The 25,090-nt window shown below is 73.3% G+C and carries 22 protein-coding genes and 3 pseudogenes; 13 read left to right on the forward strand and 12 right to left on the reverse strand.

Translation table 11 applies throughout. The annotated features are described in order from the left end of the window. Positions 1–22 precede the first annotated feature (22 nt). Positions 23–1,327: an enolase C-terminal domain-like protein gene (locus SXIM_RS02635; RefSeq protein ID WP_107073891.1), complete on the reverse strand. Its 1,305-nt coding sequence runs from the start codon at positions 1,325–1,327 to the stop codon at positions 23–25. A gap of 196 nt (positions 1,328–1,523) precedes the next feature. Between SXIM_RS02635 and SXIM_RS02640 the strand changes: the two genes are divergently transcribed. Both SXIM_RS02640 and SXIM_RS02645 read left to right on the forward strand, forming a co-directional pair. Then, positions 1,524–2,510: a phosphotransferase family protein gene (locus tag SXIM_RS02640; RefSeq protein ID WP_046722829.1), complete on the forward strand. Its 987-nt coding sequence runs from the start codon at positions 1,524–1,526 to the stop codon at positions 2,508–2,510. Then, the gene (locus tag SXIM_RS02645; RefSeq protein WP_046722831.1) at positions 2,507–3,874 is read left to right on the forward strand and encodes an MATE family efflux transporter; all 1,368 of its coding nucleotides are present in this window, start codon (positions 2,507–2,509) and stop codon (positions 3,872–3,874) included. The genes SXIM_RS02640 and SXIM_RS02645 overlap by 4 nt, the downstream gene beginning before the upstream one ends. Here the strand turns inward: SXIM_RS02645 and SXIM_RS02650 are convergent. After that, a complete protein-coding gene (locus SXIM_RS02650; protein ID WP_078846814.1) occupies positions 3,786–4,448 on the reverse strand; it encodes a TetR/AcrR family transcriptional regulator in 663 nt (220 codons plus the stop codon). The genes SXIM_RS02645 and SXIM_RS02650 overlap by 89 nt on opposite strands. A 107-nt stretch (positions 4,449–4,555) precedes the next feature. On the opposite strand from SXIM_RS02650, the gene SXIM_RS02655 reads away from it, so the two are divergent. Together SXIM_RS02655 and SXIM_RS02660 are read left to right on the forward strand one after the other, a co-directional pair. After that, the gene (locus SXIM_RS02655; RefSeq protein ID WP_030727596.1) at positions 4,556–5,137 is read left to right on the forward strand and encodes a sugar O-acetyltransferase; all 582 of its coding nucleotides are present in this window, start codon (positions 4,556–4,558) and stop codon (positions 5,135–5,137) included. 17 nt (positions 5,138–5,154) lie between these two features. After that, entirely contained in the window at positions 5,155–5,703 is a 549-nt protein-coding gene (locus tag SXIM_RS02660) for a TetR/AcrR family transcriptional regulator (protein ID WP_030727599.1), read from the forward strand. A gap of 29 nt (positions 5,704–5,732) precedes the next feature. Here SXIM_RS02660 and SXIM_RS02665 read toward each other — a convergent pair whose 3' ends face one another. The 4 genes from SXIM_RS02665 to SXIM_RS02680 form a co-directional block, all read right to left on the reverse strand. After that, positions 5,733–6,980 (reverse strand): cytochrome P450, encoded by a 1,248-nt coding sequence (locus SXIM_RS02665; protein WP_046722833.1) that lies wholly within the window; start codon positions 6,978–6,980, stop codon positions 5,733–5,735. Positions 6,981–7,057: 77 nt separating this feature from the next. Then, positions 7,058–7,732: a TetR/AcrR family transcriptional regulator gene (locus SXIM_RS02670; RefSeq protein ID WP_030727604.1), complete on the reverse strand. Its 675-nt coding sequence runs from the start codon at positions 7,730–7,732 to the stop codon at positions 7,058–7,060. A gap of 141 nt (positions 7,733–7,873) precedes the next feature. After that, positions 7,874–8,452, reverse strand: a complete 579-nt coding sequence (locus tag SXIM_RS02675) for an alpha/beta hydrolase fold domain-containing protein (RefSeq protein ID WP_281289026.1) — start codon at positions 8,450–8,452, stop codon at positions 7,874–7,876. 476 nt (positions 8,453–8,928) lie between these two features. Next, positions 8,929–10,362, reverse strand: coding sequence for a PepSY-associated TM helix domain-containing protein (locus SXIM_RS02680; protein ID WP_046722835.1), 1,434 nt, complete (start codon positions 10,360–10,362; stop codon positions 8,929–8,931). Positions 10,363–10,622: 260 nt separating this feature from the next. Here SXIM_RS02680 and SXIM_RS02685 point away from each other — a divergent pair. After that, positions 10,623–11,666 (forward strand): annotated as a pseudogene (locus SXIM_RS02685) (glycoside hydrolase family 43 protein); the annotation flags it as partial. 54 nt (positions 11,667–11,720) lie between these two features. Here SXIM_RS02685 and SXIM_RS02690 read toward each other — a convergent pair. Together SXIM_RS02690 and SXIM_RS02695 are read right to left on the reverse strand one after the other, a co-directional pair. Continuing rightward, positions 11,721–12,203, reverse strand: a complete 483-nt coding sequence (locus SXIM_RS02690) for a VOC family protein (protein WP_030727616.1) — start codon at positions 12,201–12,203, stop codon at positions 11,721–11,723. Between the two features lie 96 nt (positions 12,204–12,299). Beyond that, positions 12,300–14,138, reverse strand: a complete 1,839-nt coding sequence (locus SXIM_RS02695) for a hypothetical protein (RefSeq protein WP_148236059.1) — start codon at positions 14,136–14,138, stop codon at positions 12,300–12,302. Between the two features lie 203 nt (positions 14,139–14,341). Here SXIM_RS02695 and SXIM_RS02700 point away from each other — a divergent pair. From SXIM_RS02700 to SXIM_RS02725, 6 genes and pseudogenes are all read left to right on the forward strand, one after another. Continuing rightward, positions 14,342–15,034 (forward strand): annotated as a pseudogene (locus SXIM_RS02700) (FadR/GntR family transcriptional regulator); the annotation flags it as partial. 25 nt (positions 15,035–15,059) lie between these two features. Beyond that, the gene (locus SXIM_RS02705) at positions 15,060–16,535 is read left to right on the forward strand and encodes an amino acid permease (RefSeq protein WP_046722843.1); all 1,476 of its coding nucleotides are present in this window, start codon (positions 15,060–15,062) and stop codon (positions 16,533–16,535) included. Next, positions 16,532–17,530 (forward strand): asparaginase, encoded by a 999-nt coding sequence (locus SXIM_RS02710; protein WP_046722844.1) that lies wholly within the window; start codon positions 16,532–16,534, stop codon positions 17,528–17,530. Before SXIM_RS02705 ends, SXIM_RS02710 begins: the two co-directional genes overlap by 4 nt. A gap of 256 nt (positions 17,531–17,786) precedes the next feature. After that, on the forward strand, positions 17,787–18,872 hold the full coding sequence (locus SXIM_RS02715; RefSeq protein WP_046722845.1) for an S-(hydroxymethyl)mycothiol dehydrogenase: 1,086 nt from the start codon (positions 17,787–17,789) through the stop codon (positions 18,870–18,872). Continuing rightward, positions 18,872–19,501: an MBL fold metallo-hydrolase gene (locus SXIM_RS02720; protein ID WP_046722846.1), complete on the forward strand. Its 630-nt coding sequence runs from the start codon at positions 18,872–18,874 to the stop codon at positions 19,499–19,501. The genes SXIM_RS02715 and SXIM_RS02720 overlap by 1 nt, the downstream gene beginning before the upstream one ends. 54 nt (positions 19,502–19,555) lie before the next feature. Next, positions 19,556–21,070 carry an MFS transporter gene (locus SXIM_RS02725; RefSeq protein ID WP_046722848.1) on the forward strand — a complete coding sequence of 505 codons (1,515 nt, stop codon included), beginning with the start codon at positions 19,556–19,558 and terminating at the stop codon, positions 21,068–21,070. A 19-nt stretch (positions 21,071–21,089) separates the two neighbouring features. On the opposite strand, the gene SXIM_RS02730 is transcribed toward SXIM_RS02725, so the two are convergent. After that, on the reverse strand, positions 21,090–21,350 hold the full coding sequence (locus SXIM_RS02730; protein ID WP_030727640.1) for a response regulator transcription factor: 261 nt from the start codon (positions 21,348–21,350) through the stop codon (positions 21,090–21,092). A gap of 188 nt (positions 21,351–21,538) precedes the next feature. On the opposite strand from SXIM_RS02730, the gene SXIM_RS02735 reads away from it, so the two are divergent. Then, positions 21,539–22,519 carry a hypothetical protein gene (locus SXIM_RS02735; RefSeq protein WP_052385051.1) on the forward strand — a complete coding sequence of 327 codons (981 nt, stop codon included), beginning with the start codon at positions 21,539–21,541 and terminating at the stop codon, positions 22,517–22,519. A 2-nt stretch (positions 22,520–22,521) separates the two neighbouring features. Continuing rightward, positions 22,522–22,923 carry a GntR family transcriptional regulator gene (locus tag SXIM_RS02740; protein ID WP_030727647.1) on the forward strand — a complete coding sequence of 134 codons (402 nt, stop codon included), beginning with the start codon at positions 22,522–22,524 and terminating at the stop codon, positions 22,921–22,923. A gap of 32 nt (positions 22,924–22,955) precedes the next feature. Here the strand turns inward: SXIM_RS02740 and SXIM_RS02745 are convergent. From SXIM_RS02745 to SXIM_RS02755, 3 genes and pseudogenes are all read right to left on the reverse strand, one after another. Further along, positions 22,956–23,774 (reverse strand): annotated as a pseudogene (locus SXIM_RS02745) (sporulation-delaying protein SdpB family protein); the annotation flags it as partial. Further along, positions 23,768–24,373 (reverse strand): SdpA family antimicrobial peptide system protein, encoded by a 606-nt coding sequence (locus SXIM_RS02750; protein WP_053116069.1) that lies wholly within the window; start codon positions 24,371–24,373, stop codon positions 23,768–23,770. The pseudogene SXIM_RS02745 and the gene SXIM_RS02750, both read right to left, overlap by 7 nt. Before the next feature lie 97 nt (positions 24,374–24,470). Then, complete coding sequence (locus SXIM_RS02755) at positions 24,471–25,079, reverse strand: sporulation delaying protein family toxin (RefSeq protein ID WP_030727655.1); 609 nt, start codon at positions 25,077–25,079, stop codon at positions 24,471–24,473. Between the last annotated feature and the right edge of the window lie 11 nt (positions 25,080–25,090).

Here is a 25,090-nt window from a genome sequence, read left to right on the forward strand (position 1 = left end):
TGCTGGTGTGCGGCGTGGCAGCTCACCAGCGCGGTACGGAGGGAGCCTGCCAACCGGGGTCGGCGGCCCGCATCGCGGCGGCGTCGTCCCGGTCCCGGTAGTGGCCGTACGTACTCTCGTCCAGCCAGCGGCCGTGCAGTACGGCCAGCCGCTCGTGGTCGAGTTCGACGCCCAGGCCCGGGGTGTCGGAGACGGTGACGCGGCCGTCGCGGAAGCGCGTCCGGGTGGTGATCACGTCCTCGCGCTGCCAGGGGTAGTGGCTGTCGCAGGCGTAGTCGAGGTGGGGGACGGTGGCGGCGACCTGGGTCATCGCGGCGAGGCTGATGCCCAGGTGGGTGTTGGAGTGCATGGACAGGCCGACGCCGAAGGCGCGGCAGACGGCGGCCAGTTCCCTGGTGCGGTGGAGTCCGCCCCAGTAGTGGTGGTCGGAGAGCACGATCTGGACGGCGTCCCGGGTGAACGCGTCACGGATCTCCGGGACGGTGGTGACGCACATGTTGGTGGCGAGCGGGACGTCCGTGCCGGCGGAGACGCGGGCCATCGCGTCGGTGCCGGTGGCCGGGTCCTCCAGGTACTGCAGGACGCCGCGCAGCCGGCCGGCGACGTACAGGGAGGTCTCCACGGACCAGGCGCCGTTGGGGTCCAGGCGCAGCGGCATGCCGGGGAACGCCTCGGCGAGGGCGAGCACGGCGGCGATCTCCCGGTCGGGTTCGAAGACCCCGCCCTTGAGCTTGAAGGAGGTGAAGCCGTGCTCGCGGGCGAAGCGGCGGGCCTGGGTGACGATGCCCGCGGGGTCGAGCGCGGCGCCCCAGTCGTCGGGTTCGCAGGGGACGCCGTCGGGGTGGCGGGCCCAGCGGTGGAAGAGGTAGGCGCTGTAGTCGACGCTGTCGCGGACCTTGCCGCCCAGCAGGGCGTGCACGGGGAGCCCGAGGGTGCGGCCGAGGGCGTCCAGGCAGGCCACTTCGAAGGCGGAGACGACGGAGAGCCGCAGCTTGTCGGCGGTCAGCACGCCACGCTGGCCGCCGACGTCCAGGGTGGCGGCGCCGGTGGCGGGCGGCGCGTCGCCGCAGACGCGTTCGGCGAGGGCGAAGAGGGCGTTGAGGTCGCTGACGCGGTGCCCCGGCAGGGCGTCGGCGAGCGGGCGGGCGAGCCGGAGGTAGGTGGTGTCCCCGTAGGTCTCGCCGAGGCCGGTGACCCCGTCCGCGGTCTCCACCTCGACGACCAGGCGGGGGGTGTACGGCTGGTGGACGCCCTGGGTGTTGAGCAGCGGGGGGTCGGACACGAGGATCGGGGTCAGCCGTACGGCGGTGATGGTGAGCCTGCTCATCAGACGGTTGTCTCCATACGTGGACGCTGTTCACCCATGAAGGCGGAGAGTAGGGAGGGCCGTGGTCCGGGTCAAGGGTCGGCGCGCGGTGCGCCCGGGGGGGCGGCCCGGCTGCCGCAACGTCGCTGAGCGGGGCGGGAGATCGCGCCCCTACGGGACCTGGTGGCAATTCCAACCACCTGGTAGAAATCTCGCCGTGGAGAGCATCACGAAGAACCGCCAGCCGCCCGCCGTCCTGCGGGCCATGATCGAGCGCGCCTACGGCCCCGAGCGCGTCCCGCACGGCGAGGGATGGGCCCGGGAGCTGGGACACGGCTGGTTCAACGTCGCCTACCGGATCCGCCTGCGGGACGGCGCCGAGGTCGTCCTGAAGATCGCCCCACCGCCAGGGGTGGAGGTACTGACCTACGAGCGCGGCGCGATGGGCACCGAACTCGCCGCGCTGGAACTCATCCGCAAGCACACCGGGGTCCCGGTCCCCGCCGTGGACTTCGCCGACCGCGGCCACGAACTGTGCGACGCGGACTACTTCTTCATGCCGTTCATCGACGCCGACAACCTCGACGTCATCGAGGACCGCCTGCCCGCCGCCGAACGCGACGCCTACCACGAGCGGCTGGGCGCCGCCAACCGCGAGCTGAACTCCGTACGGGGCACCGCCTTCGGCCCGCTGGCCGGCCCCGGCGACTCCAGCTGGCGACGGGTGTTCACCGGCATGTTCGAGGACGTCCTCGCCGACGGGGAGCGGCGGGCGGTGGACCTCGGACGGCCGTACGCGACCGTCCGCGCGGTGCTCACCGAGTACGCCCCGGCCCTGGACGCGGTGGTCGAGCCGCGCCTGGTCGAGTGGGACCTGTGGGCCGGCAACGTCATGGTGCGCGAGGGCCGGATCGTGTGCGTCATCGACCACGAACGGGCGTTCTGGGGCGACCCGTTGATCGAGGCCGGCTTCACCGGTACGCAACTGGCCGCCTTCGGCGACTCCTCGGCCTTCCTGCGCGGCTACGGACACGGCGCGCTCACGGAGAACGAGACCTGGCGGCGCCGGCTGTACTGCCTGTACCTGGTGCTCGTCATGGTGATCGAGACCGACTACCGCGGCCACACCGACACCCGCCAGTACGACTGGGCGCGCGAGCGACTGACCGAGGTCATGGCCCTGTTCGGCCGCACCGGACCGTGAGGGGACAGACCGACGCGGCGGCCCGGCTGGCCGAGCGGCCGGTGGGCCGGCTGCTGTGGCACCCCTGCACCCAGACCACCGCCTCGGTCGGCGTCTACGGGGTCTACGCCCTGAGCAACGCCTGGTTCGTGGGCCGTGGGGTGGGCGACCAGGCGATGGCCGCGGTGAACCTGGTCGCGCCGCTGCTGCTCCTGCTGGGCGCCGTGTCCACCACCGTCGGGGCCGGCGGCGCCTCCCTCATCTCCCGCGCGCTGGGCGCGGGCGACCCCCGGGCCGCCGCCCGGGCCGCCGGCAACGCCTTCACCCTCTTCTGGTCCGTGGCCCTGGCCACCACCGTCCTCGGACTGGTCTTCCTGGACCCGCTGCTGACCCTGCTCGGCGCGCGGGGGCCACTGCGCGAGGACGCCCACGCGTACGCGGTGATCCTGCTGTGCGGGGCGGTGGTCTCCACCGGCTTCTCCGGACTGGTGCGCGCCGAGGGCCGGATCGGCTTCTCGACGCTGCTGTGGGTGGTGCCGGTGGCCGTGCAGATCACCCTCGACCCGCTGCTGATCTTCGGGCTGGGCATGGGGGTGCGGGGCGCGGCGCTGGGCACCGTCGGCGGCCAGGCGGTGTCCGCCGCGATGAGCCTGTGGTTCTTCTTCGGCCGCCGCGACCGCCCTTACCGGGTGGGGGTTTCGGCGCTGCGCCCGCACGCCGGCACCCTGCGCGGGCTGCTGGGCCTGGGGCTGCCGTCGTTCCTCGCGGGTGCCGGGGTGACGCTGCTGGCGGTGCTGGTCAACACCACGCTGGCCGCGGCGGGGGCGGCCACCGCGCTGGCCGCGTACGCCGTGTGCGCCCGCCTCCAGACGTTCGCGATGATGCCGCACACCGGCATCAGCCAGGGTCTGCAACCCATCGTCGGCTACAACGCGGGGCGCGGCCTGGCGGAACGGGTGGTCCGGGCCCGTACTTTGGCGCTGCGCGGCTCACTGCTGTACGGCGTGGTCACCGCGACGGTGCTGGTGGTCGCGGCGGAACCGCTGGTGGGGCTGTTCCTGAACGATCCGGCGACCGCGGCGGTCGCGCGGGACGGGCTGCGCGTCATCGGCATCGGCCAGGCCGTGGCCGGGGTCGCCCCGCTGGCCGCCGGGTACTTCCAGGCCCTGGGCCGGCCACGACCCGCCTATCTGCTGTCCGTCGGCGCCCTGGTGCTGGTCAAGGTGCCGCTGGTGGTGGTTCTCGGGGGAACCGGCACCCTGGGGGTGTGGATCGCGCTGGCGGCCGGTGAGGTGATCACCGCGGCGGCGGCGCTGGCGGTGCTGCTCCGCTCGCGTCCGGCGGCCCGGGCGGGCCCTCGGGTGCCCGCAGCAGCCGCTCGATGAAGAACCGCAGGGTGCCGGCCATGTCGATCTCGCCGGGGCTGGTCAGCCACTGCACCTGGAGGCCGTCCATGAGGGCCACCAGGCCGACCGCCGCGGTGGCGGGGTCGACGCCTTCCCGCAACTGCCCGGCGGCGCCCAGTTCCTCCAGCGCGGTCCTGGCGAACGCGCGCACCTGGGCGTAGTGCCGCGTGAAGTAGTCGTGCGCCGGGTGGTCGGGGGCGAACGCCTCGGCCGCCAGGCGGACATAGAGCTCGACGATCGGCGGGTGGCGTGCGTTGTGATGAGCCAGGTCGAGGAGATGCCGCACCATGTCCATCGGGGCGGGCACGGGCGTTCCGACCAGCTGTGCGTCCTGGGCGTCGCGCCGTTCCAGCACCGCCGCCAGCAGGGCCTCGCGCTGGGGGAAGTGGTAGAGCAGTCCGGCGTGGCTGATGCCGGCCCGTTTGGCGATCTCGCGCAGCGAGGCGCCGTGGTAGCCGGTCTCGGTGTACGCCTCCGCGGCGGCCGCCACGATCTGCTCGCGGCGGGCCCGGCCCTTGGCATAGCCCCCTGAGGAGGCCGCCGTTCGCGGCACCGCTCCTGACACAGCCGTCCTCCGGGGTCGGCGGGTATCCCGTCGGGGCTACGTTCTCACACGGCGGGAGTGTACGGCCGTACGCTCGGGAGCGTACGATCGTCCGCATGGCCACGGACCACTTCGCCCAGGACCCCCGCAGCAACCTCGAACGCATGGAGGCGGGTGACCTCTACATCGCCGACGACCCGGAGATCGCCCGCCGGCACCAGCGGGCCGTACGGCTGGCCGCCCGCTACCAGGCCGCCTACGTCGAGGACGTGGCCGCCGCCCGGCCGATCCTGGAGGAACTGCTGGGCTCCCTGGGCGAGGAGGCCCACCTGACACCGCCGCTGTACGTCGACTACGGCAGCAACATCACCATCGGCCCGCGCACGTTCGCCAATTTCAACCTCACCGCCCTGGACGTCGCGGCGATCACCATCGGGGCGGACTGCCAGATCGGGCCGAACGTCCAACTGCTCACCCCCACCCACCCGCTGGAGCCACAGCCCCGGCGCGACAAGCTGGAGGCCGCCCGCCCGATCACCATCGGCGACAACGTGTGGCTGGGCGGCGGCGCGATCGTCCTGCCCGGGGTGACCATCGGGGACAACGCGGTCATCGGCGCCGGCGCGGTCGTGACGAAAGACGTGCCGGCGAACGTCGTCGCGGTCGGCAACCCGGCCCGCCCGGTCCGGAACCTCTGAGCCGGCCGACCACCACCATGGCCACCGGACACACGGACCCGCTGCGGCGCGAGCGGATCATCGCGGCGACGCTCGACCTGATCGCCGAGGACGGCGTCGCGGGCGTCTCGCACCGCAGGATCGCCGCCCGCGCCGGGGTCCCGCTGGGGTCGATGACGTACCACTTCACGGGTATCGACCAGCTGCTGCGGGAGGCGTTCGGACGGTTCACCGACCGGATGGTCACGCTCTTCGACGCCCATCTCGGCGGCTGCGCCGACCGGGACGCGGCGCGAGCGGCGATCGCCGACCTGGTGCACACCATGTCGGAGGACGGTCCCCGGGATCTCGTCCTCACCCAGGAGCTGTACACCCTCGCCACCCGCCGGCCCGCCTACCGGGAACTCACCCATGAGTGGATGCGGCGCAGCCGGGTCCATCTGGAGAAGCACTTCGACCCGGCGACGGCCCGGCAGCTCGACGCGCTGATCGAGGGGCTGACCCTGCACCGCGCGCTGGCCAGGGAGCCGCACGACCGTGCCCTGACCGTCGAGGCGATCGCCCGCATCACGGCGGCGGCCGGCTAGCTCCGGTTCACCGGCCGCCGCCGGGACGCTCACCAGGTCACGGGCAGCTCGTACACGCCGTACACGGCACCGTCGTGCTTGAACGCGAGATCGCCGACGCCGCCGTCCCCGGCGAGCCGGAGGGTGGGGATCCTGCGGTACAGCGTGCCGCAGACCACCTGGAGTTCCAGGCGGGCCAGGGGCTGGCCCAGGCACTGGTGCACCCCGAAGCCGAAGGCGACGTGCCGGCGCGCGTCGCCGCGGGCCAGGTCCAGGCGGTCGGGGTCGGTGAAGGCGTCCGGGTCGCGGTTGGCGATGTCGTTGGAGCAGATGATGCCCTCACCGGCGCGCAGGGTCACGCCGGCGATCTCGATGTCCTCCAGCACCGCCCGGCGCCGCCCGGTGTGGGTGATGTCGAGATAGCGCAGCAGTTCCTCCACCGCGGAGGTGATCAGGACCGGATCGTCGCTCTCGCGCAACAGGGCGAGCTGCTCCGGGTGTTCGAGCAGCGCGGCGGTGCCGAGCGCGATCATGTTGGCGGTCGTCTCGTGGCCGGCCACCAGCAGCAGCACACCCATCTGAGCGGCCTCCTGGCGGGTCAGTTCACCCGATTCCACCCGGCAGACCAGGCCGGACAGCAGGTCATCGGCCGGGGCCGCCGCCTTGCGGCCCATCAGATCGTCCAGGTAGCGGGTCAGTTCCACGTGGGCGGCCGTACGCAGCGCCGGGTCCACGTCCCTCCTGAGGAGGACGGCGCTGTGCTCCTGGAAGAACGCGTGGTCCGTGTACGGCACGCCGAGCAGTTCGCAGATCACCAGGGAGGGCACCGGCAGCGCGAAGGCCCGGACCAGATCGACGGGGCGGGGCCCGGCGAGCAGCTCGTCGATCCGGTCGTCGACGATCCGCTGGACGGCGGGCCGCATCGCCTCGACACGTTTGATGGTGAAGGGGGCCTGCACCATCCGTCGCAGCCGGGCGTGTTCGGGGTCATCGCGCAGGATGAAGCTGAAGGAGGACCGGCCGGTCAGCGGTGTCGGCAGCGGATAGCCGGGGCTGAACGGGTTGGCGCTGACCCGCCGGTCGAGCAGCAGGGCGCGCTGGTCCGCGTAGCGGGTGACGAGCCACGGGGTGCTGCCGTCCCACAGCCTGACTCGCTCGAACCGGGCACGCCGCTGCATGGCGGCCAGGGCCGGGGGCGGGTCGAACGGGCAGCGGGCCGCCCTGGCCATCGGAAAGTCCTCGGGGCTGTGGTGGTCCTCGATGAGCGGTGGCTGGGTCGCGCGGCCTGCTGAGGTCATATCGCTCTCCTGTGAGCCTGTGAGCCGGTGAGTCGCTGTCCCCGCTCACCCAGCGAAGCACCCGCCCGGATCACTCATCAAGCGTTCGCTTTAATTTCATCCATCCGGGTGACGGGCGCCTGCCACAGCGCGACGATCACGTCGATCAGGCCCGTCGCCATGTCCGGCCAGGAGGCGTGTGCCGTGGGGGCGTTCGTGGCGAGGGCGCGTTCTCGCTCGACGGCCATCTGGACGATCAGATGGCGGGTCATGGCGGCGCGTTCGGCGCGCACCCCGGCGGCCAGTTCGGGCAGCGCGCCGTTCATGCCCGCGTGGAGGCGGGTCAGCGAGGGCGAGACGGCCAGGGTCTCCTCCGCCACCAGCGCGTACAGCGCGGGATCCGCGGTGACCTGGGCGATGAAGCGGGCGTACCAGGTGGGGCCGCCGCCCATCGACTCCAGGTGGTCGGTGAGCGTGCGCACGAAGCAGGTGACCCACTCCCGCAGCCCGGCGGAATCGTCCAGGCCGGCCATCAGCCGGACCCGGATGCGTTCCATCCGCTCCGCGTGCCGGCGCGCGAGCGCGCGGATCAACTCGTCCTTGGTGCCGAAGTGGTAGCTGACGGCCGCGTTGTTGCCCTGCCCGGCGGCCTCGCTGATCTGCCGGTGCGCGACCGCGTGCACCCCGCGCTCGGCGAACAGCCGTTCCGCCGCGGTCAGCAGCGCGTCCCGGGTCGCGCTGACCTGTTCGGCCCGTCTCGTTCCGCCCGCCATCCTCATCACCGCCCGGGACCGCGCGCCCGCCGTGCCGCGAAGGCCGGTCCCCGTACGCCTCGCGCCGTCCGGGCCCGGTCGGCCGGGCCGGAGGAGGGCAGCTTACGCAAGCGGGCCGCGCGGCGGCACACGCCGGACGGGTCAGCCGGTCAGGAGGGTCGCGAAGAAGGTGAGGGAACGGTCGACCTCGGCCAGCGACGGGGTGCGGTTGAGATGGCCGTGCAGCATGCCGGCCGCCAGACAGGTGCGGGTGGGAACGCCGGACTCGGTCAGCTGACGGGCGAGCAGTTCGCCCGAGGGCCGCAGGTCATCCAGTTCGGACAGGACGATGCCCGTGGGCGGCAGCCCGGTCAGGCGGGCCGCGCCGGGCATCGCGGCCGGAGGCAGTTCGGTGATCCGGCCCACGTAGTTCCGCACCATGTCCTCGATCGACTCGGTGCCGAACCGCAGGATCGGGGGCAGTTCGCGCATCAGCGCCGCCGTGTCGTCGTCCAGCACGGGGACCGGGAAGTGCGCGAAGGGGTACGCGAGCAGCAGCGCGGCGGGCGGTGCCGACCCGGCGTCGCGCAGCCCGATCGCGGCCGACAGCGCGAGGGCGGCGCCCGCGCTGGCGCCACCGAGGGCCGGCGGCCCCGTGTACGTGGGCGCTTCGGGCCCGGTCAGCCACCGCCAGGCGGCGCGGACGTCGTCGACCGGGACCGGGTGGCGGACGCCGTCCACGGCGAGCCGGTAGCCACGGAGACCACCAGCGCGCCCGCGCGGGCGGCGAGTTCGGCGGAGACCAGGTGGGCCTCGGGCATGTCCAGATCGCCGGCCCGGAACCCGCCGCCGTGCAGCCACAGCAGCCCGGGGCCCGGCCGCCGGCCGCGCGGCCGCGCGGCCGGTAGACGCGTACCGGGATCGGGCCGTGCGGCCCGGGCACTATGTGCTCCTCGGTGTCGGCCTCGGGTTCCGGCCAGGGCGCCGGGTCGCGGAAGAACGCCTCGAACCGCCGCCCGGCCTCGGGGTCCGCCGGGTCGTACCGGCGCAGACCGTCGATGAGGTGCAGCTTCGCGGCGAGGAAGGGGTCGAGTGGCACATCGCTCCTTGGGTTCCGCGCGGCCTCCGCCCGTGGACGGCCGCGACCGGGCGGAACGATGTCAGAACGGCGCCGCGGGTGGCTACCGGAGGCCGCCGCGTACGGCCCTCACCGGCCCTCAGCCGGGGTCCGCGCTCACCGTCGCCCGGCGCCCGGAACGGTGGCGCCGGAGGGCACCGAGCGCGATGTCGATGACCAGGAACGCCAGCAGCGAGATGCCCAGCAGCGGGACGAACCAGCCCACGAGGACGGTCACCGCGATCAGCGGAACGCCGATGGCGGGCGGCACCTGACGCCAGGCGCCGCGCGGTAGCGGACGGCCGAACGCGGTGCCCCGGCCGCGCAGCCACCACATCCGGTAGCCCCACACGATCAGGACGATGACCGACAGGGCGAGCGCGGCCAGCAGGATCTGGTTTGGCAGGCCGAACAGGACTCCGGTGTGCAGATCGATGCCCCAGCGCGACAGCTTGGCCAGCACCGGGAAGTCGGCGAACCGCACCACGTCGGTGACGGCGCCGGTGGACGGGTCGACGGCGACCGCGTCCTGTTTCTCCGGCCAGCTGCGCTGGATCTGCCGGACCACATAGGCGGATTCGGCGTCGGCCGGCGGGAGGATCTCCACCGGGTTCGTCAGCCCCTGGGACCGGGCGGCGGCGAGCACGATGTCCAGGTTCACGCCGCCGGGCGTCGCCCCGTCCGCGCCGTGGTCGTGCTGGTGTCCGCCATCCCCCTGTCCCTGCCCGTGCTCCGCGTGCTCGCCACCGCCGCCGGCCGCCCCGGCATCGACCACCGGGGTCTCCTGACCCAGCGAGGTGCGCAGTTCGGTGATGTTCTGTCCGGCGTAGGTCGACCAGGTCAGGCCGGTCGCGGACAGGAAGATCAGGCCGACCGCGCACCACGCGCCGACCGTGCCGTGCACCCCCAGCACCCGGCGCCGGCCGGTGGTGCCGCGCACCGTGCGCGCGGAGCGGCGGCGGGTGAACCACAGCGCCAGGCCGGCGACCGCGATCACCCCCAGCCAGCTGGCGGCGAGTTCGCCGTACAGCCGGCCGGTCTCCCCCAGGTGCAGATCGCGGTGGAACTTGTCGATCCAGGTGCGCAGCGGCAACGCCCCGGTGGAACCGTACTGTTCGAGCGCACCGCGCACCTCCCCGGTGTACGGGTCGACGAACACGGCCAGGGTGTGGTCGGCGGCGATGCCGTCCACCCCGGACAGCAGCACCCGGGTGGTGGCGCCGGACTCCGGGGAGGGGCGTACCGCGTTCAGTTCGCCCTCCGGGTGGGCGGCGCGGGCGGCGGCTATCTGCTCGGTGAGGGGGAGTTCGGCCTCCCCCGCCGGTACGCGCAGCTGCTCGGCGTAGACGATCCGCTCCGCCTGGAACGAACCGGCGTACAACAGCCCGGAGAACGCGGCCACCAGGAGGAAGGGGGCGACGAACACCCCGGCGTAGAAGTGCAGTCGCAGCAGCAGCGGGCGCAGGGCCGGCCAGCCGCGGCGGGGACCGGCGGGCGGCGGGGGCGCGGCCACGGTCTCGGGTTCTGCGGACATCCAGGACTCCTCGGTGCGGGGCGGACGATCAACGAGTCGGGTGCCGGTGGCGCGGAGTTCCGGGTCTCGCGTGTGACGCGTGGCACATCAGAGGCGTACGGGGCCCGCCGTCGCCCCTCCACGGGCCCGGTCGCCCCGGCCCGGTCGCGGCACGTGGTCATCGCTGTGCGGCGTACGGACGGGATTGACCGCACGGCCGGGGGCGTCATACTGCTCAGCGGCTGGCGTTTACGTAAACATCTCAACGGAGAGGTGGGCGCATGCGGCGGACGGCGGGCGTACTGATCGGAGTGATGGCGTTGCTGGCAGGGGTGTTCACGGGACCGGCCGGAAGCACGGAACGGGCGGGGGACGGCGAGCGGGAGCGGGCACAGCTGGAGTACGCGGGCTATCTGTTCGTCTACTTCACGGGCGAGGACAGCGCCGACGGCGAGCAGGTGCGGATGGCGCTCAGCCAGGGCAACGACCCGCTGCACTGGCGGGAGCTGAACGGCGGGCACCCCGTTCTCACGTCGTCGCTCGGCGAGCGCGGGGTCCGCGATCCGTTCATCATCCGGGCGCCGGAGGGCGACCGCTTCTATCTGATCGCCACCGACCTGCGCATCCACGGCAACGGTGACTGGGACCGCGCACAGCGGCACGGCAGCCTGGACATCATGGTGTGGGAGTCCACCGACCTGGTGAACTGGTCGGCGCAGCGCGCGGTGCGGGTGGCCCCGGCCACCGCGGGCAACACCTGGGCGCCCGAGGCGTACTGGGACGAGCAGCGCGGTGAGTTCGTGGTGTTCTGGGCGTCAAAGCTGTACGCGCGGGACGACCCGGACCACACCGGGAACACCCACCACCGCATGATGTACGCCACGACCCGGGACTTCGTCACCTTCAGCGAGCCGCGGGTGTGGAGCGATCCGGGGCACTCGGTGATCGACTCCACCGTCATCGCGCACGACGGCCACTACTACCGCTTCACGAAGGACGAGCGGGACACCAGCGCCGCCAACCCGTGCGGAAAGTTCATCGTGGCCGAGCGCACCCGTGAACTGCGCTCCACCTCGTGGGAGTTCATCGCCGAGTGCATCGGCAGCCGGTCGATCGCCCGGGGCGAGGGCCCCACCGTGTTCAAGTCCAACACCGAGGAGAAGTGGTACCTGTTCATCGACGAGTTCGGTGGCCGCGGCTATGTGCCGTTCGAGACCACCGATCTCGCCTCGGGGCAGTGGGTCCCGTCCACCGGCCACCAGTTGCCCGCCTCGCCGCGCCACGGAACCGTACTGCCGCTCACCCAGGCCGAGTACGACCGGCTCGCGTCCCGCTGACGCGCGGATCGCCCGGCCGGGGTCGAGGATGCCGATGCCCGCTCAGGCCCCGGCGTGGGCGTCGCGCAGCGCCTGGATGTCGAGCTTCTTCATGGTGAACATCGCCCGCATCACCCGGTCGGCCTTGACGGGGTCGGGGTCGGCGATCAGCTCGGGCAGGTCCCGGGGCACGATCTGCCAGGAGACCCCGTAGCGGTCCTTGACCCAGCCGCAGTCCCGTTCCTCCCCGCCCTCGGACAGCGCGGCCCACAGCCGGTCGACCTCGGCCTGGTCGGCGCAGTCCACGGACAGCGAGATCGCGTCGTTGAAGGTGTCGTGCGGCCCGCCGTTGAGCGCCATGAACCGCTGCCCGGCCAGCTCGAACGTCTGGGTGAGCATGGACCCCGGCTCGCCCGGCCCGGCCTCGGTGTACCGCTGCTCCGCCACCACGCGGGCGTCGCCGCCGAAGACGGCGAGGTAGTGCTGTACGGCCTCCTCCGCGTCGCGCTCGAACCACAGACACGCGGTGATCTTCTGCTCCGCCATGACTCACGCCTTCCTTGCCGGTGCGGTGATGAACCCTCACAGGGTTGACCACCCCCGGCCCCGGAACTCATCGCGACGCGCGGAATCCGTCGTGGTTCAGAGCAGATAGACCAGCGCCGACCAGGCGGCGATCAGGACGGCGATCACCGGGCCGAGGGGGAAGCCCTGTTCCCCGGCGGAGGCCTCCCGGTCCGGGCGCAGGGCGGGATGGGTGTCCAGGGCCCTGATCTCGTTCCGGGCCGTCTCGGCGCGGGAGGTGCCGTGCAGCCGGTGTTCCAGGGGACGCAGGCCGGTGACGGGCAGGGAGATCTCGCGGCGGCCGCCGACCCGGAAGCGCAGGCCGTCCCCTTCGGAGCGCACCGACGCCAACTGCTCCCAGGGGATCCGGTGCACGCGCCAGGGGCCGGTGACCCACAGGCCGTCGCGGTCGGCGGTGATGCGCCAGTTGAGGGCGCACACCGTCATGTTGACGGAGCTGGGCAGGCCGAACAGCAGCAGCCAGTTCCAGCCGATGCCGTCGTGCAGCACCAGCCACAGGCAGCCGCCGTTGAACAGCAGCAGGAACAGTCCGACCGCGCGGGAGACGGCGCCGGCCCGCCAGGCGAGCGGTGCGCCGCCGGGGGTCATGCCGGCGGCGGTCTCGGCCGCCGAGGGGGTGCGCCGCACCGGGCGGCGTGGCGCGGGGCGGCGCGCGGTGGAGCGCGGGCCGGCCGTGGCCGGGGCTGCTTCGGGGCGGGCGCCGGTGACGGAGCGTTCGACGGTGACGCTGTGCTCACCCGCCATGACCACGGCCACCCCGGCGCCCGCGTGCGGCGTCCCGTACAGCACGGCCTCGCGCAGCACGCCCGCCTCACTGCCGCGCAGGGCGCCCCTCACCTCCTCGGCGATGACCTGCGGGTCGGTGTCCTCCGGGGCCGGCTCGGGCCAGCCGTAGAAGCTGAACAGCGGCTGGGAACCGGCGTGGTCGTCGGCCGCGTGGACGTAGGTGCGGCTGTCGTCCTTGCCCTCGGCGGCAAGCACCCGCAGCACCGGCTGCGGTCCGCTCATCAGGGCGGCGGTACGGCGGCGGGCGGCGGCGCGGTGCAGCAGCGCGATGCTGCCGGGCAGGGCGGCGCCGAGCAGCAGCAGTTGCCAGCCGAAGGGGTCGTACGGTTCGGCGACGGTGCGCGCCCAGTCGCCGTCGACGAGCACGCCGATGGTGGCGCCCTCGGCGTAGTCCTCGGGATAGGTGACGGCCAGGGTACGGCTGTCACCGCCGGGCAGGGTGACGGTGATGGTGTCCGCGCCCCGGTCGGTGACCTCGGCCGACACGGCGGTGGCGGCGGCGGCCCGGCTCGCGTCCCGGTCGATGCCGCGCAGTGCCTGCCACAGCGCGCCCGCGGCGAGTGTGAGCAGCAGAACGCCCACGACCAGGGCGATCCGGCCGCCGCCCAGCGGTACGGGGCCCAGCGGCGCCCGGTGCCGTATCCCGGCGGACGCCTCGGCCGCCACCGCACCCTGCCGCCGCCGTACGTCGCGGCGGTGGTGCAGCCCGGCGTACCCGAACAGACCGGCGGCCGCCACCCCCAGGCGCGGCAGGTCACCCGCATCGCCGAGCGCCGCAGGCTCCAGCAGGACCAGGGCGAGCACCGGGCCCAGTGTGACGAGGGCGAGGGCGGGATGCAGGCACAGGGCGTAGAGCGTCAGCAGTCCCGCCCCGAAGAGCCCGAAGCCCCACCACTGGGGCCCGCAGGGTGCGGCGTCGGTGCAGGCCGGTTCCGGCACGGAGGCGGTTGCCCACACCGCGGTGACGACCAGCGCGAGTACCGCCCACACCGGCCATGCCCACCGCGCGGCCCGGACGGCGAGCCAGCGTTCCGCGTCCCGCGCACGCCACTCCCGCGTTCCCTCGGGTATGTCCCCCGCCGACAGCGGTATCGGACCGTCATTCCTCACCGCTGCATTATGTGCCCTGGGCCGGGGTCGTCCGTTCGGCGCGGATGGGCTCCAGCGCGTCGACCACGCGGCGACCGTGGCCCGTTGGGAGATCGGCGAAGGACGGGGAGCGACGGCGAGGGGGCTTCTTTGCCGGGTTATGGGCATATGACCGGGCGCTGCCGCTTGACAGTGCTGTCCGGCTGTCTGACAGGATCCTTCACGTGAACCTGTCAGACAGCCCGGCGGGCGCCGCCGTGCCGCGCCGGGTCGGGGCCATGGAGGCCGTGCTCACCCACCTGCGGGGCGCCATAGAGGGGGGCGCGTACGCGGTCGGCGACAAGCTGCCCTCGGAGGCCGAGCTGTGCCGGCGGCTGGAGGTCAGCCGGTCGGTGCTGCGGGAGGCGTTGCGGGCGCTCCAGGTGATGGGGCTGACCGCCTCCCGTACCGGCAAGGGGACCTTCGTGATCTCCAGGGGGCCGGTGGAGGACGCCACCTTCGGGGACTACACGGCCGGCGATCTGCTGGAGGTGCGGCGGCACGTCGAGCTGCCGATGGCCGGGTACGCCGCCCAGCGGCGGACCGCCGAGGATCTCGACCACCTGAGCCGGCTGCTGGAGCGCATGGAGCGGGAGTCGGACACCACCGCCTGGGTGGCGATGGACACCCTGTTCCATCTCGGGGTGGCGCAGGCCGCGCGCAATCCGGTGTTCCGGAAGGTGATCGAGGAGATCCGGGACGCCCTGGCCCGGCAGTCCGCGTTCCTCACCGAGCCGGCCGGCCGCCGCGAGCACTCCAACCGGGAACACCGGGCGATCGTCCGGGCCCTGATCGACGGTTCCCACGACGACGCCGTCGCCGCCATGGCGCACCATCTCGACCGGGTCGAGGCCTCCCTGGTTTCCCTCGTGCGCCCCGGGCCCCCGAAGGCGAGCGCCGGCCGTGAGCGAGAACCCCGAGCTGGGCCTCCGTACGGAGCCCGCCGCCGGTCAGGTCACCGACGCGGGCGACGAGGGGTACAGCAAGGCGCTGGCGCCCCGGCACGTGAACATGATCGCCATCGGCGGCGCGATCGGCACCGGCCTGTTCCTGGGCGCGGGGGGCCGGCTCGCCGATGCCGGGCCCTCGCTGGCCCTCGTCTACGCGGTGTGCGGCATGTTCGCGTTCATGGTGGTGCGGGCGCTGGGCGAGCTGGTGCTGTACCGGCCCTCCTCCGGGGCCTTCGTGTCCTACGCGCGGGAGTTCCTCGGCGAGAAGGGCGCCTTCGTCGCGGGCTGGATGTACTTCCTGAACTGGGCCACCACCGGCGTCGTCGACATCACGGCGGTCGCCCTGTACACGCACTACTGGGGCATGTTCACCGATGTCCCGCAGTGGGCGCTGGCGCTGATCGCGCTGCTGGTGGTGCTGTCCGTCAATCTCATCTCGGTGCGGATCTTCGGCGAGCTGGAGTTCTGGTTCGCGATCGTCAAGGTCGGTGCTTTGGTCGCCTTCATGGCGATCGGCGTCTTCTTGCTGACCACCGGGCACGCGGTGGACGGCCACACCGGCGGGCCCGGGCTCATCACGGACAACGGCGGGGTCCTCCCGGCCGGTCTGCTGCCGATGCTGCTGATCGTCCAGGGCGTGGTCTTCGCGTACGCCTCGGTGGAGATGGTCGGCATCACCGCCGGGGAGACCAAGGACCCGCACAAGGTCGTGCCGCGCGCGATCAACTCCATCATGTGGCGGATCGCGCTGTTCTACGTCGGTTCGGTGCTGCTGCTGGCCATGCTGCTGCCCTGGGACGCGTACACGGCCGGGGAGAGTCCGTTCGTCACGGTGCTGTCCCACGTCGGCATCCCGGCGGCGGGCGGCGTGATGAACCTCGTGGTGCTCACCGCCGCCCTGTCCTCGCTGAACTCCGGTCTCTACTCAACCGGCCGCATCCTGCGCTCGATGGCGAAGTCCGCCTCGGCGCCCCGCTTCACCGGGGTGATGAACCGCAACCAGGTGCCCTACGGCGGCATCCTGCTGACCTCGGGCGTGTGCGTGCTCGGGGTGGGGCTGAACGCGGTCGTGCCCGAGGACGCCTTCGAGATCGTGCTGAACTTCGCCGCCATCGGCATCCTGGCCACCTGGGGGCTGATCATGGTCTGTCATCTGCGGTTCTGGCGGAAGACACGGCGCGGCGAACTGACCCGGCCCGGTTACCGGCTGCCCGGCGCCCCGTTCACCCAGTTGGTCACGCTCGCCTTCCTGGCCGCGGTACCGGTGCTGATGGCCGCCGACGGCGAGGGGCCCGGGCGGACCACCGTGCTGTGCCTGCCGCTGATCGCCGTGGCACTGGTGGCGGGCTGGTACGGGGTAAGGGGCCGGGTCACCGGCGTACGGACGGGCGCGGTGCCGGACACCGCGGGACAGGAAGGTCAGGCATGAGGACAGGGCACACCACCACTCCCCCGGTCCGGCTCCCGGCGCATGTGCCGCTGGTGCTGCTGGAGCGGGCCGGGATCATCGAGGGTGTCCACCACGGCTCGGTGGTGGTACTCGACCCGGCCGGGGATGTCGTGCACGCCGCCGGGGACATCGACGCGGCGATATATCCGCGCTCCGCGCTCAAGCCGGTGCAGGCGGCGGGCATGGTGCGGGCCGGGCTGCCGCTGGAGGGCGAGTCGCTGGCGCTCGCCGCCTCCAGCCATTCCGGTGAGCCGCGGCATCTGGCCGGGGCGCGCCGGATCCTGGAGCTGGGCGGGTTCGGCGAGGACGCGCTGCGCAACGTGCCCGATCTGCCGTACGGGCAGGACGCGCGGGAGCGCCTGCTGCGGGAGGGCCACGGGCCGTCCCGGATCGCCCAGAACTGCTCGGGCAAGCACGCCGCCATGCTGCTGACCGCCCGCGGGCGCGGCTGGTCCACCGATGACTATCCGGACCCGGAGCATCCCCTGCAGCGGGCGCTGGCCGCGGAGGTGGAGCGGCTCACCGGGATGCCGGTGGCGGCGGTGACGGCGGACGGCTGCGGCGCGCCGCTGTTCGCCACCTCGCTGCGCGGTCTGGCCCGGGCCGCCGCCGCACTGGTCACCGCGGCGCCGGGCACACCCGGGCGGCGGGTGGCGGACGCGATGCGCGCGCATCCGGGGATGGTCGCCGGGGCCGGGCGCGATGTCACGGCGCTGATGGAGGCGGTGCCCGGGCTGCTGGCCAAGGACGGGTTCGAGGGGGTGCAGATCGCGGCGCTGCCCGACGGCCACGCGGTGGCGGTGAAGATCGCCGCCGGTACGGACCGGGCCAGGATGCCGGCGACGGCCGCCGCCCTGCTGCGCTGCGGAATCGATTCCGCGGTGCTGGAACCGTTCGCCGAGGCACCGGTGTACGGGGGCACGCACGTGGTCGGACGGCTGCGGGCGGCGACCGGTGAAGAACAGCTGTCCTGAGTACCGCCCCCGTACCGGGCGTGATCCGCGGGGGTGACCGCGAGGTCCCGGCCGACGCCCGCCGGGGGCCGGGACGGCTGCCGTGCCACCGGGCCCGCGCCGTCCACGACGTGCTGACGAGGGGCCCTGCCGCTGCCACCGTGACCGTGCGGACCGGGCCCCGGTGGGCGCCGGGCAACGACACGAAGCCGCCCGGTTTGGCCTACGCTGCACCCGCATCATCATCAACGAGCCCGCCGACGAGAGGTCTGCATTCATGGCGCAGGAAGTACGCGGTGTCATCGCACCGGGCAAGGACCAGCCGGTGCGGGTCGAGACCATCGTGATCCCCGACCCCGGCCCGGGTGAGGCCGTGGTGCGGGTGCAGGCGTGCGGGGTGTGTCACACCGACCTGCACTACAAGCAGGGCGGCATCAACGACGAGTTCCCCTTCCTGCTGGGGCACGAGGCGGCGGGTGTCGTGGAGTCGGTCGGCGAGGGGGTGAGCGAGGTCGCCCCCGGTGACTTCGTCGTGCTGAACTGGCGAGCGGTGTGCGGCCAGTGCCGGGCGTGTGAGCGCGGGCGGCCCTGGTACTGCTTCAACACCCACAACGCCAAGCAGAAGATGACCCTGACCGACGGCACCGAGCTGTCGCCGGCGCTGGGCATCGGTGCGTTCGCCGAGAAGACGCTGGTGGCCGCCGGGCAGTGCACCAAGGTGGATCCGGCCGTCTCCCCCGCGGTGGCCGGGCTGCTGGGCTGCGGGGTGATGGCCGGCATCGGCGCCGCCATCAACACCGGCCAGGTGGGCCGGGGGGACAGCGTGGCCGTCATCGGCTGCGGCGGGGTGGGGGACGCGGCCGTCGCCGGTTCCCTGCTGGCCGGTGCGGCGAGGATCATCGCGGTGGACATCGACGACCGCAAGCTGGAGACCGCCCGTACGCTGGGCGCCACCCACACCGTGAACTCCCGCGAGACCGATCCGGTGGAGGCCATCCGCGAGCTGACCGGCGGGCACGGCGCCGATGTGGTGATCGAGGCGGTGGGCCACCCCGAGACGTACCGGCAGGCGTTCTACGCCCGCGATCTGGCCGGCACGGTGGTGCTGGTCGGGGTGCCCACTCCGGAGATGAAGCTGGAGCTGCCGCTGCTGGACGTCTTCGGGCGCGGGGGCGCGCTGAAGTCCTCCTGGTACGGCGACTGTCTGCCCTCGCGGGACTTCCCGATGCTCGTCGATCTGCATCTGCAGGGCCGGCTGCCGCTGGACGCGTTCGTCACCGAGACCATCGCGCTGGACCAGGTCGAGGCGGCGTTCGACCGGATGCACGCGGGCGACGTGCTGCGTTCCGTGGTGGTGCTGTGATGGCGGCGCGGATCGACCACCTCGTCACCTCGGGCACGTTCTCGCTGGACGGCGGCACCTGGGACGTCGACAACAACGTGTGGATCGTGGGCGACGACCACGAGGCGGTCGTCATCGACGCCGCCCATGACGCGGACGCGATCCGGGCGGCGCTGGGCGACCGTGCGCTGCGCGCCATCGTGTGCACCCACGCGCACAACGACCACATCGACGCGGCACCGGCCCTGGCCGCCGCCACCGGAGCGCCGATCCTGCTGCATCCGGAGGATCTGCCGCTGTGGAAGCAGACCCACCCCGACCGGCTGCCGGACGGCGAGCTGGCGGACGGCGAGCGGATCGCGGTGGCCGGCACGGAGCTGACGGTGCTGCACACGCCGGGGCACGCGCCGGGCGCGGTGTGTCTGTACGCGCCGGAGCTGGGCACCGTCTTCACCGGTGACACGCTCTTCGCGGGCGGTCCCGGCGCCACCGGACGGTCGTTCTCGCACTTCCCGACGATCATCGACTCGATCCGGGACCAGCTGCTGACCCTGCCGGCCGGGACGGCGGTGCGCACCGGCCACGGGGACGGGACCACCATCGGCGCCGAGGCCCCCCAACTGGCGGAGTGGATCGCCCGGGGACACTGAGCGCACCACCCGCGCCTGCGCCCGTACCGGTGCCGGCCGTGCGAGCCTTCCGCCATGAACGCACCTGCGGAGGGCCTGAGCACGTCGAGCCCGGGCGGGCGCCGGGTGCTGGCCGCCGCCGTGCTCGGGTCCGGGATGGCGATGCTGGACGGCACCATCGTCGCGGTGGCGCTGCCCCGGATCGGTGAAGGGCTCGGCGCCCCGCTGGCCACGCTCCAGTGGACGCTGAACGCGTACATGCTCACCCTGGCCGGGCTGATCCTGCTGGGCGGCGGGCTCGGGGACCGCTACGGGCGGCGCCGGGTGTTCGTGTGGGGGGTGGTGTGGTTCACGGTGGCCTCGCTGCTGTGCGGGATCGCGCCCAACGGGGGCTCGCTGGTGCTGGCGCGGGGGTTGCAGGGGGTGGGTGGGGCGCTGCTGACGCCGGGTTCGCTGGCGCTGATCCAGTCCTCCTTCCGGCCCGAGGAGCGGGCGAAGGCGGTGGGGCTGTGGTCGGGTCTGGGCGGGGTGGCGATCGCGTTCGGTCCGTTCCTGGGCGGCTGGCTGGTGGACGGCCCGGGGTGGCGGTGGATCTTCCTGATCAATCTGCCGCTCGCGCTGGTGGTACTGGTGCTCGCCAAGCGCGTCCCGGAGAGCCGGGACTGGGAGGCGGCGGGGCGCTTCGACGTGCTCGGCGCGGGACTGGCGGCGGTGGCGCTGGGGGCGGTGACCTACGCGCTGATCGCCGCGCCGTCGGCGGGGGCGGCCACGGCGCTGGCGGTGGCCGCCGGCGGGGTGCTGGTGGGGGTGGCGTTCGTGGTGCGGGAGCGGCGCGCGGCGCGTCCGATGCTGCCGCTGGGGATCTTCCGCTCCCGGCTGTTCACCGGCACCAACGGGGTGACGCTGTGTCTGTACGGGGCGATCGGCGGGGTGTTCTTCCTGTTGCCGGTGCAGTTGCAGAACGGGCTCGGCTACGACGCGTTCGCGGCGGGGATCGCCACCTTGCCCATCACGCTGCTGATGACGGCGCTGTCGGGGCCGGCCGGGGCGCTGGCGCAGCGGATCGGGCCGCGGCTGCCGCTGACGGTGGGGCCGCTGGTGGCGGCGGTGGGGCTGCTGTTGCTGCACCGGGTGGAGCCGGGCAGCGGCTACTGGCACGCCGTGTTTCCGGCCGTGCTGGTGCAGGGCCTGGGGATGAGCCTGTTCGTGGCGCCGCTGACCGCGACCGTGCTGGCCTCGCTGGAGGTGCGGCGGGCGGGTATCGCCAGCGGGGTGAACAACGCGGCGGCGCGGGTGGCGCAGTTGCTGGCGGTGGCGGCGCTGCCGCTGGCGATCGGTCTGTCCACCGATGAGTACCGGTCGGCCACCGATGTGAACAGCGCGTTCGGCAGGGCGGCGTGGATCTGCGCGGGGCTGATGGCGGTGGGTGGCGTGGTGTCCTGGCTGCTGATGCCGGCCACGCTTGAGGCGCTGCCCGGCGGCGCTCCGGTGCGCCGCCCCGAGTGCACCATGCACTGCGCGATCACCTCGCCGCCGCTGGAGCCGGGAGACGGCCGCCACCGGGGACGACGGCCGTCTGCGCCGGCGTGAAGCGTCCCGGCCGCCCGGGTCAGTGGGCGGTCAGGGTGTCCTGGTACTGGAAGGCGAGCAGCGCGGCCTCGATCCGGGTCGGGATGCCGAGTTTCCGGGTGAGGCTGGTGATGTGGGCCCGTACGGTGCGTTCCGAGATGCCGAGTTGTCTGGCCAGGGCGCGGTTGGGCTGACCGCTGGCGAGCAGGGCCATGACCTCGGCCTCACGCTTCGTCAGTAAGGCGAAGTCGGGTTGTCGGCTGCCGCTCTCCTGAAGGTCCCCCGCGGATGGTGGGTACACGTGCTCTCCTCTTGGAATTCGTGGGCCGGTGCGGTGCACCGTATCCAAACACCTGTTCATCTCCCCTGTTCCAGGTCGCCTCTCCCCGTGACGCACATCACGTCCCTTCCCCGCCCGGGCCGACTTGTTCTAGCATGATGCGAACAAATTGTTCGCCCCTGTTCCGCACTGGAGGCACCATGAGCGCGATGACATCCGCGGCCCCTCCCGGCCACGGCCGGCGCGGCTACCCGCTGCTCGCCGCCGGACCGCCGTTCCTCGCGGCCGTGGTGATCGCCGCGGTGTCCGCCGCCGTGTGGTCCCGGCTGCCAGAACGGGTCGCGACCCGCCTCAGCGGCGGCGAGCCGGACGGCTTCGCCCACCCCGCCGTCCTGGTCGGCGTGGCGATAGCGGTGCCGGCCATCTGGGCGGGGGTCAGCGCCTGGCTCGCCCGCACCGCCACCTTCTCCGCCCGTGCCCTGTACGCGGCCTCGCTGTCCTCCACCGTCGCGCTCGGCTATCTGTTCACCGCGCTGCTGCTGGCCAACGCCGCGGCCGACCGGGCCGCCGACGTACGGTTCCCGCTGTGGCACCTGGCCGTCGCGGCGGGCGGCGCGCTCCTGGCCGCCGCGCTGGGACCGGTGCTCCCCAGCCGGGAGCCGGCCCCCGGCGGTCCCGGCTCCGACACCTCGCCGCGTACCAGCACCCTGGGACTGCGCCCCGGCGAGCGCGTGGTGTGGCAGCGCACCGTGCACTCCTGGCCGCTGACCGGCCTGCAGGCGGCGCTGGTGGTCTCCGCCGTGTTCACCGCGGTCAGCGGCTCGGGTCCCGGGGCGTGGGGCGCCCTGCTGGCCACCGCGGTGCTCCTGTCCCTGATGACCCGGGTGCGGGTGAGCGCCGGCGCGACCGGCCTCTTCATCCGGCCCGCGCTGCTCGGCGTTCCGCGGCTGGGCGTTCCGCTGGAGCGCATCCGGTCCGTGGAGGTACGGCACACCAGCCCGCTCAAGGACCTGGGCGGCTGGGGTTACCGGATCTCGGCCGGACGCCGCGGCTTCGCGGTGCGCTCCGGCGAGGCGCTGTGGGTGCGGCAGACCAACGACACGTGGTTCGTCGTGGTGGTGGACGACGCGCACACCGCCGCGGCGCTGCTCGGCGACCTGCTCGCCCAACGCGCCGGACGCAAGGGCTGACCATGTTGATCCGCATCGATCCGGCGTCCTCCCGGCCGCTGTCCGCGCAGATCGCGGCCTCGGTTCGGCGGGCTCTGACCGCCGGTGAACTGCGCACCGGTGACCGGCTCCCGGCGGCCCGGGACGTGGCCCGCTCGCTGGGCATCAACATGCACACGGTGCTCAAGGGCTACCAGGACCTGAAGGCCGAGGGGCTGATCGATCTGCGGCCGGGACGCGGCGCCGTGGTGACCGTCGCCGCCCCCCGGTCCCGGGCCCGGCTGCTGGAGGCCGGGCATCACCTGGTCGCGCTGGCCCGCGAGTCGGGGATGTCGGACGAGGAGACGCTGGAGCTGGTGCGCGAGTGCCTGGCACCGGCGGTGTCCCCTCCGCCCTCCTCCACCGGCTCCACCGGGCCCACCTGACGGCGGTACAGCCGCGCCCCGAGCGGGGCGCAGAGCAGCAGCACCCCGCCCCACATCGCCAGGGCGAAGCTCCACAGGCCCATCAGCACGGCGATGGAGGCGTGGAAGCCGAGGCCGGCGGCCAGCAGTCCCCAGCGCACCCGCTGCGGGAGCAGCAGCGCCACCGCGAGCGTGATCTCGATCGCCAGCGGCACCCAGGTGAGCAGCGCCGTTCCCAGCGGGGAGGAGACCAGCGGGTGCACGAGCGGCTGGAGCCAGCCGGGGGCGCCGAAGTTGAGGCTGTGGCCCCAGTAGTACATCGCGGACCCGTCGGCCCACTCGGTGTGCGGGAGTTTGGCCACCGCCGCCTGGAAGTAGAGGAAGGACATCTGGAGGCGGACCATCACCAGGGCGCCGGCGCCGGCCAGTACCCAGCCGGTGCGCTCCGCGTCCCCCTCCACCGGCGGCTGCCAGTGCCAGCGGCGGCGATCGCCCAGGGTGGGCAGCACCAGCAGCAGCGCCAGGACGGAGGCGATCTGGTCCCCGCCGTCGCCGATCGCGATGCCGGTGTACACGCTGAAGGCGACGTAGGCGTGCGGCAGTCCGGTGAACCGGGGCCGCCAGCCGCAGGCCACCACCAGCAGGACGGCCACGGCGGCCCACTGGACCCAGCCGAGCTGCTCGCGCGGCACCAGGCAGAACGCCCCCGCCGCGGAGACCCCTTGGCACACGGGGTGGTCGCCGGTGCCGACCACCGGCCGGAACAGGGTGTCGGTGCCGGAGAAGAGCAGGGTGCCCGCCATCCCGGCGGCGATGAGGGTACGGGCGAGACCGTACAGATTGGTCCAGGGAACGGGTACGCGGCTCAGCATGTGACGTCCAGGACGGTGAGTCGGTCCGGGGTGTGGGACCCCGCGAGAAGGTCCCGCCAGGCGAACGGGACGGGCTTCTGCTGGATGACGGCGACCGTGCCGCACAGGGTGGGGCCGGGGGTGCGGTTGACGGCGGGGCCGGGCGGGGGCGCCGAGGCCAGGCACGCGGCCAGGGCGCCGCGCTCGCAGTCGCTCCAGGTCAGGCCCGGTGCCTCGTTGATGAGCAGGGCCATCTCGATGCCCTGGGAGCGGGAGCGCCGGTCGAAGCCGAGCCAGTGGCGTGGCTCGCCGTGCGGGGCCAGGGAGGCGTTGACCCACGCGCCGTCGCGCAGGACGTACGGCTGGAGCTCGATCTCGCGCGGTGACTTGGTGAAGAAGCCCCAGCCCTGCGGTGCGATCGAGCGGACGGCGGGGGTCACGGTGTGCTGGCCCGGCAGGGTGATGACGTTGCCGGGAAGGTGGGCCTGCGCCACGTACAGGACGGCCAGCGCCCACGCGGTGGCCACCGCCCACAGCCGCTGCCGGGGAACGCGGGTGGTCAGCGGCCCGTCGACACCGAGAGGCAGCCGTCGCTTCCACGCGTCGGGGGTGCGTCGCATCGCCAACTCTCATCCTGGGGAAGCCGGTGGGGGGAATCTGAAGGGTGCGGGGCACCCCCGGGTGGCTGCCGGGGGTGCCCCGCTCGGTCTGCGGAGGTCAGGCCGCGAGCTGCGCGGTGAGCAGCGCGACGGCCTCCTCCTGGGAGAGGCCGGCGCCGTCGGCCGGCGGGGCCTCGATCCAGAAGTTGACCTGGGTGAGGACATTGGCGACGCTGGCCACGTTCAGGGCCACCGCGACGTTCGCGGCGGCGGCGACGTTCACGACGCACAGCGCGCCGGAGCCGAAGTCCTCGCTCCGCTCGACCTCGACGACCGCGGTCAGTTCCTCGGCGGCGTCGGCGACGGCCTGTTCCACCAGGCGCGGGTCTCCGCTGCGGACATCGGAGGCGAAGCCCGCGAAGAACTCCGGGGACGCCTCCTCGACCAGGGCGACGATCTCCGCGATCGCGGCGCGGCCCTCGGCGGTCGCGTTGTGGGCGAACTCGCCGGTGTCGTCACCGGCGAACAGGCCGCCGGCCACGAGATCGTCCGCCACCGGGCCGATCCCGAAGAACAGGCCGGTGAACAGGTCCTGACCATCGGTGGCGGCGTCCTGCGCGACGGCCACCAGGGGGGTGGGGGACGGGGTCGCGGAGGCGGAGGCCACGCCGATGCCACCGGCGACGATCGCGGCGGCCGCGGCAGCGGCGATGAAGCGCTTTCTCACGGAGAACACCT

The organism is Streptomyces xiamenensis (assembly GCF_000993785.3).
Lineage (GTDB): Bacteria > Actinomycetota > Actinomycetes > Streptomycetales > Streptomycetaceae > Streptomyces > Streptomyces xiamenensis.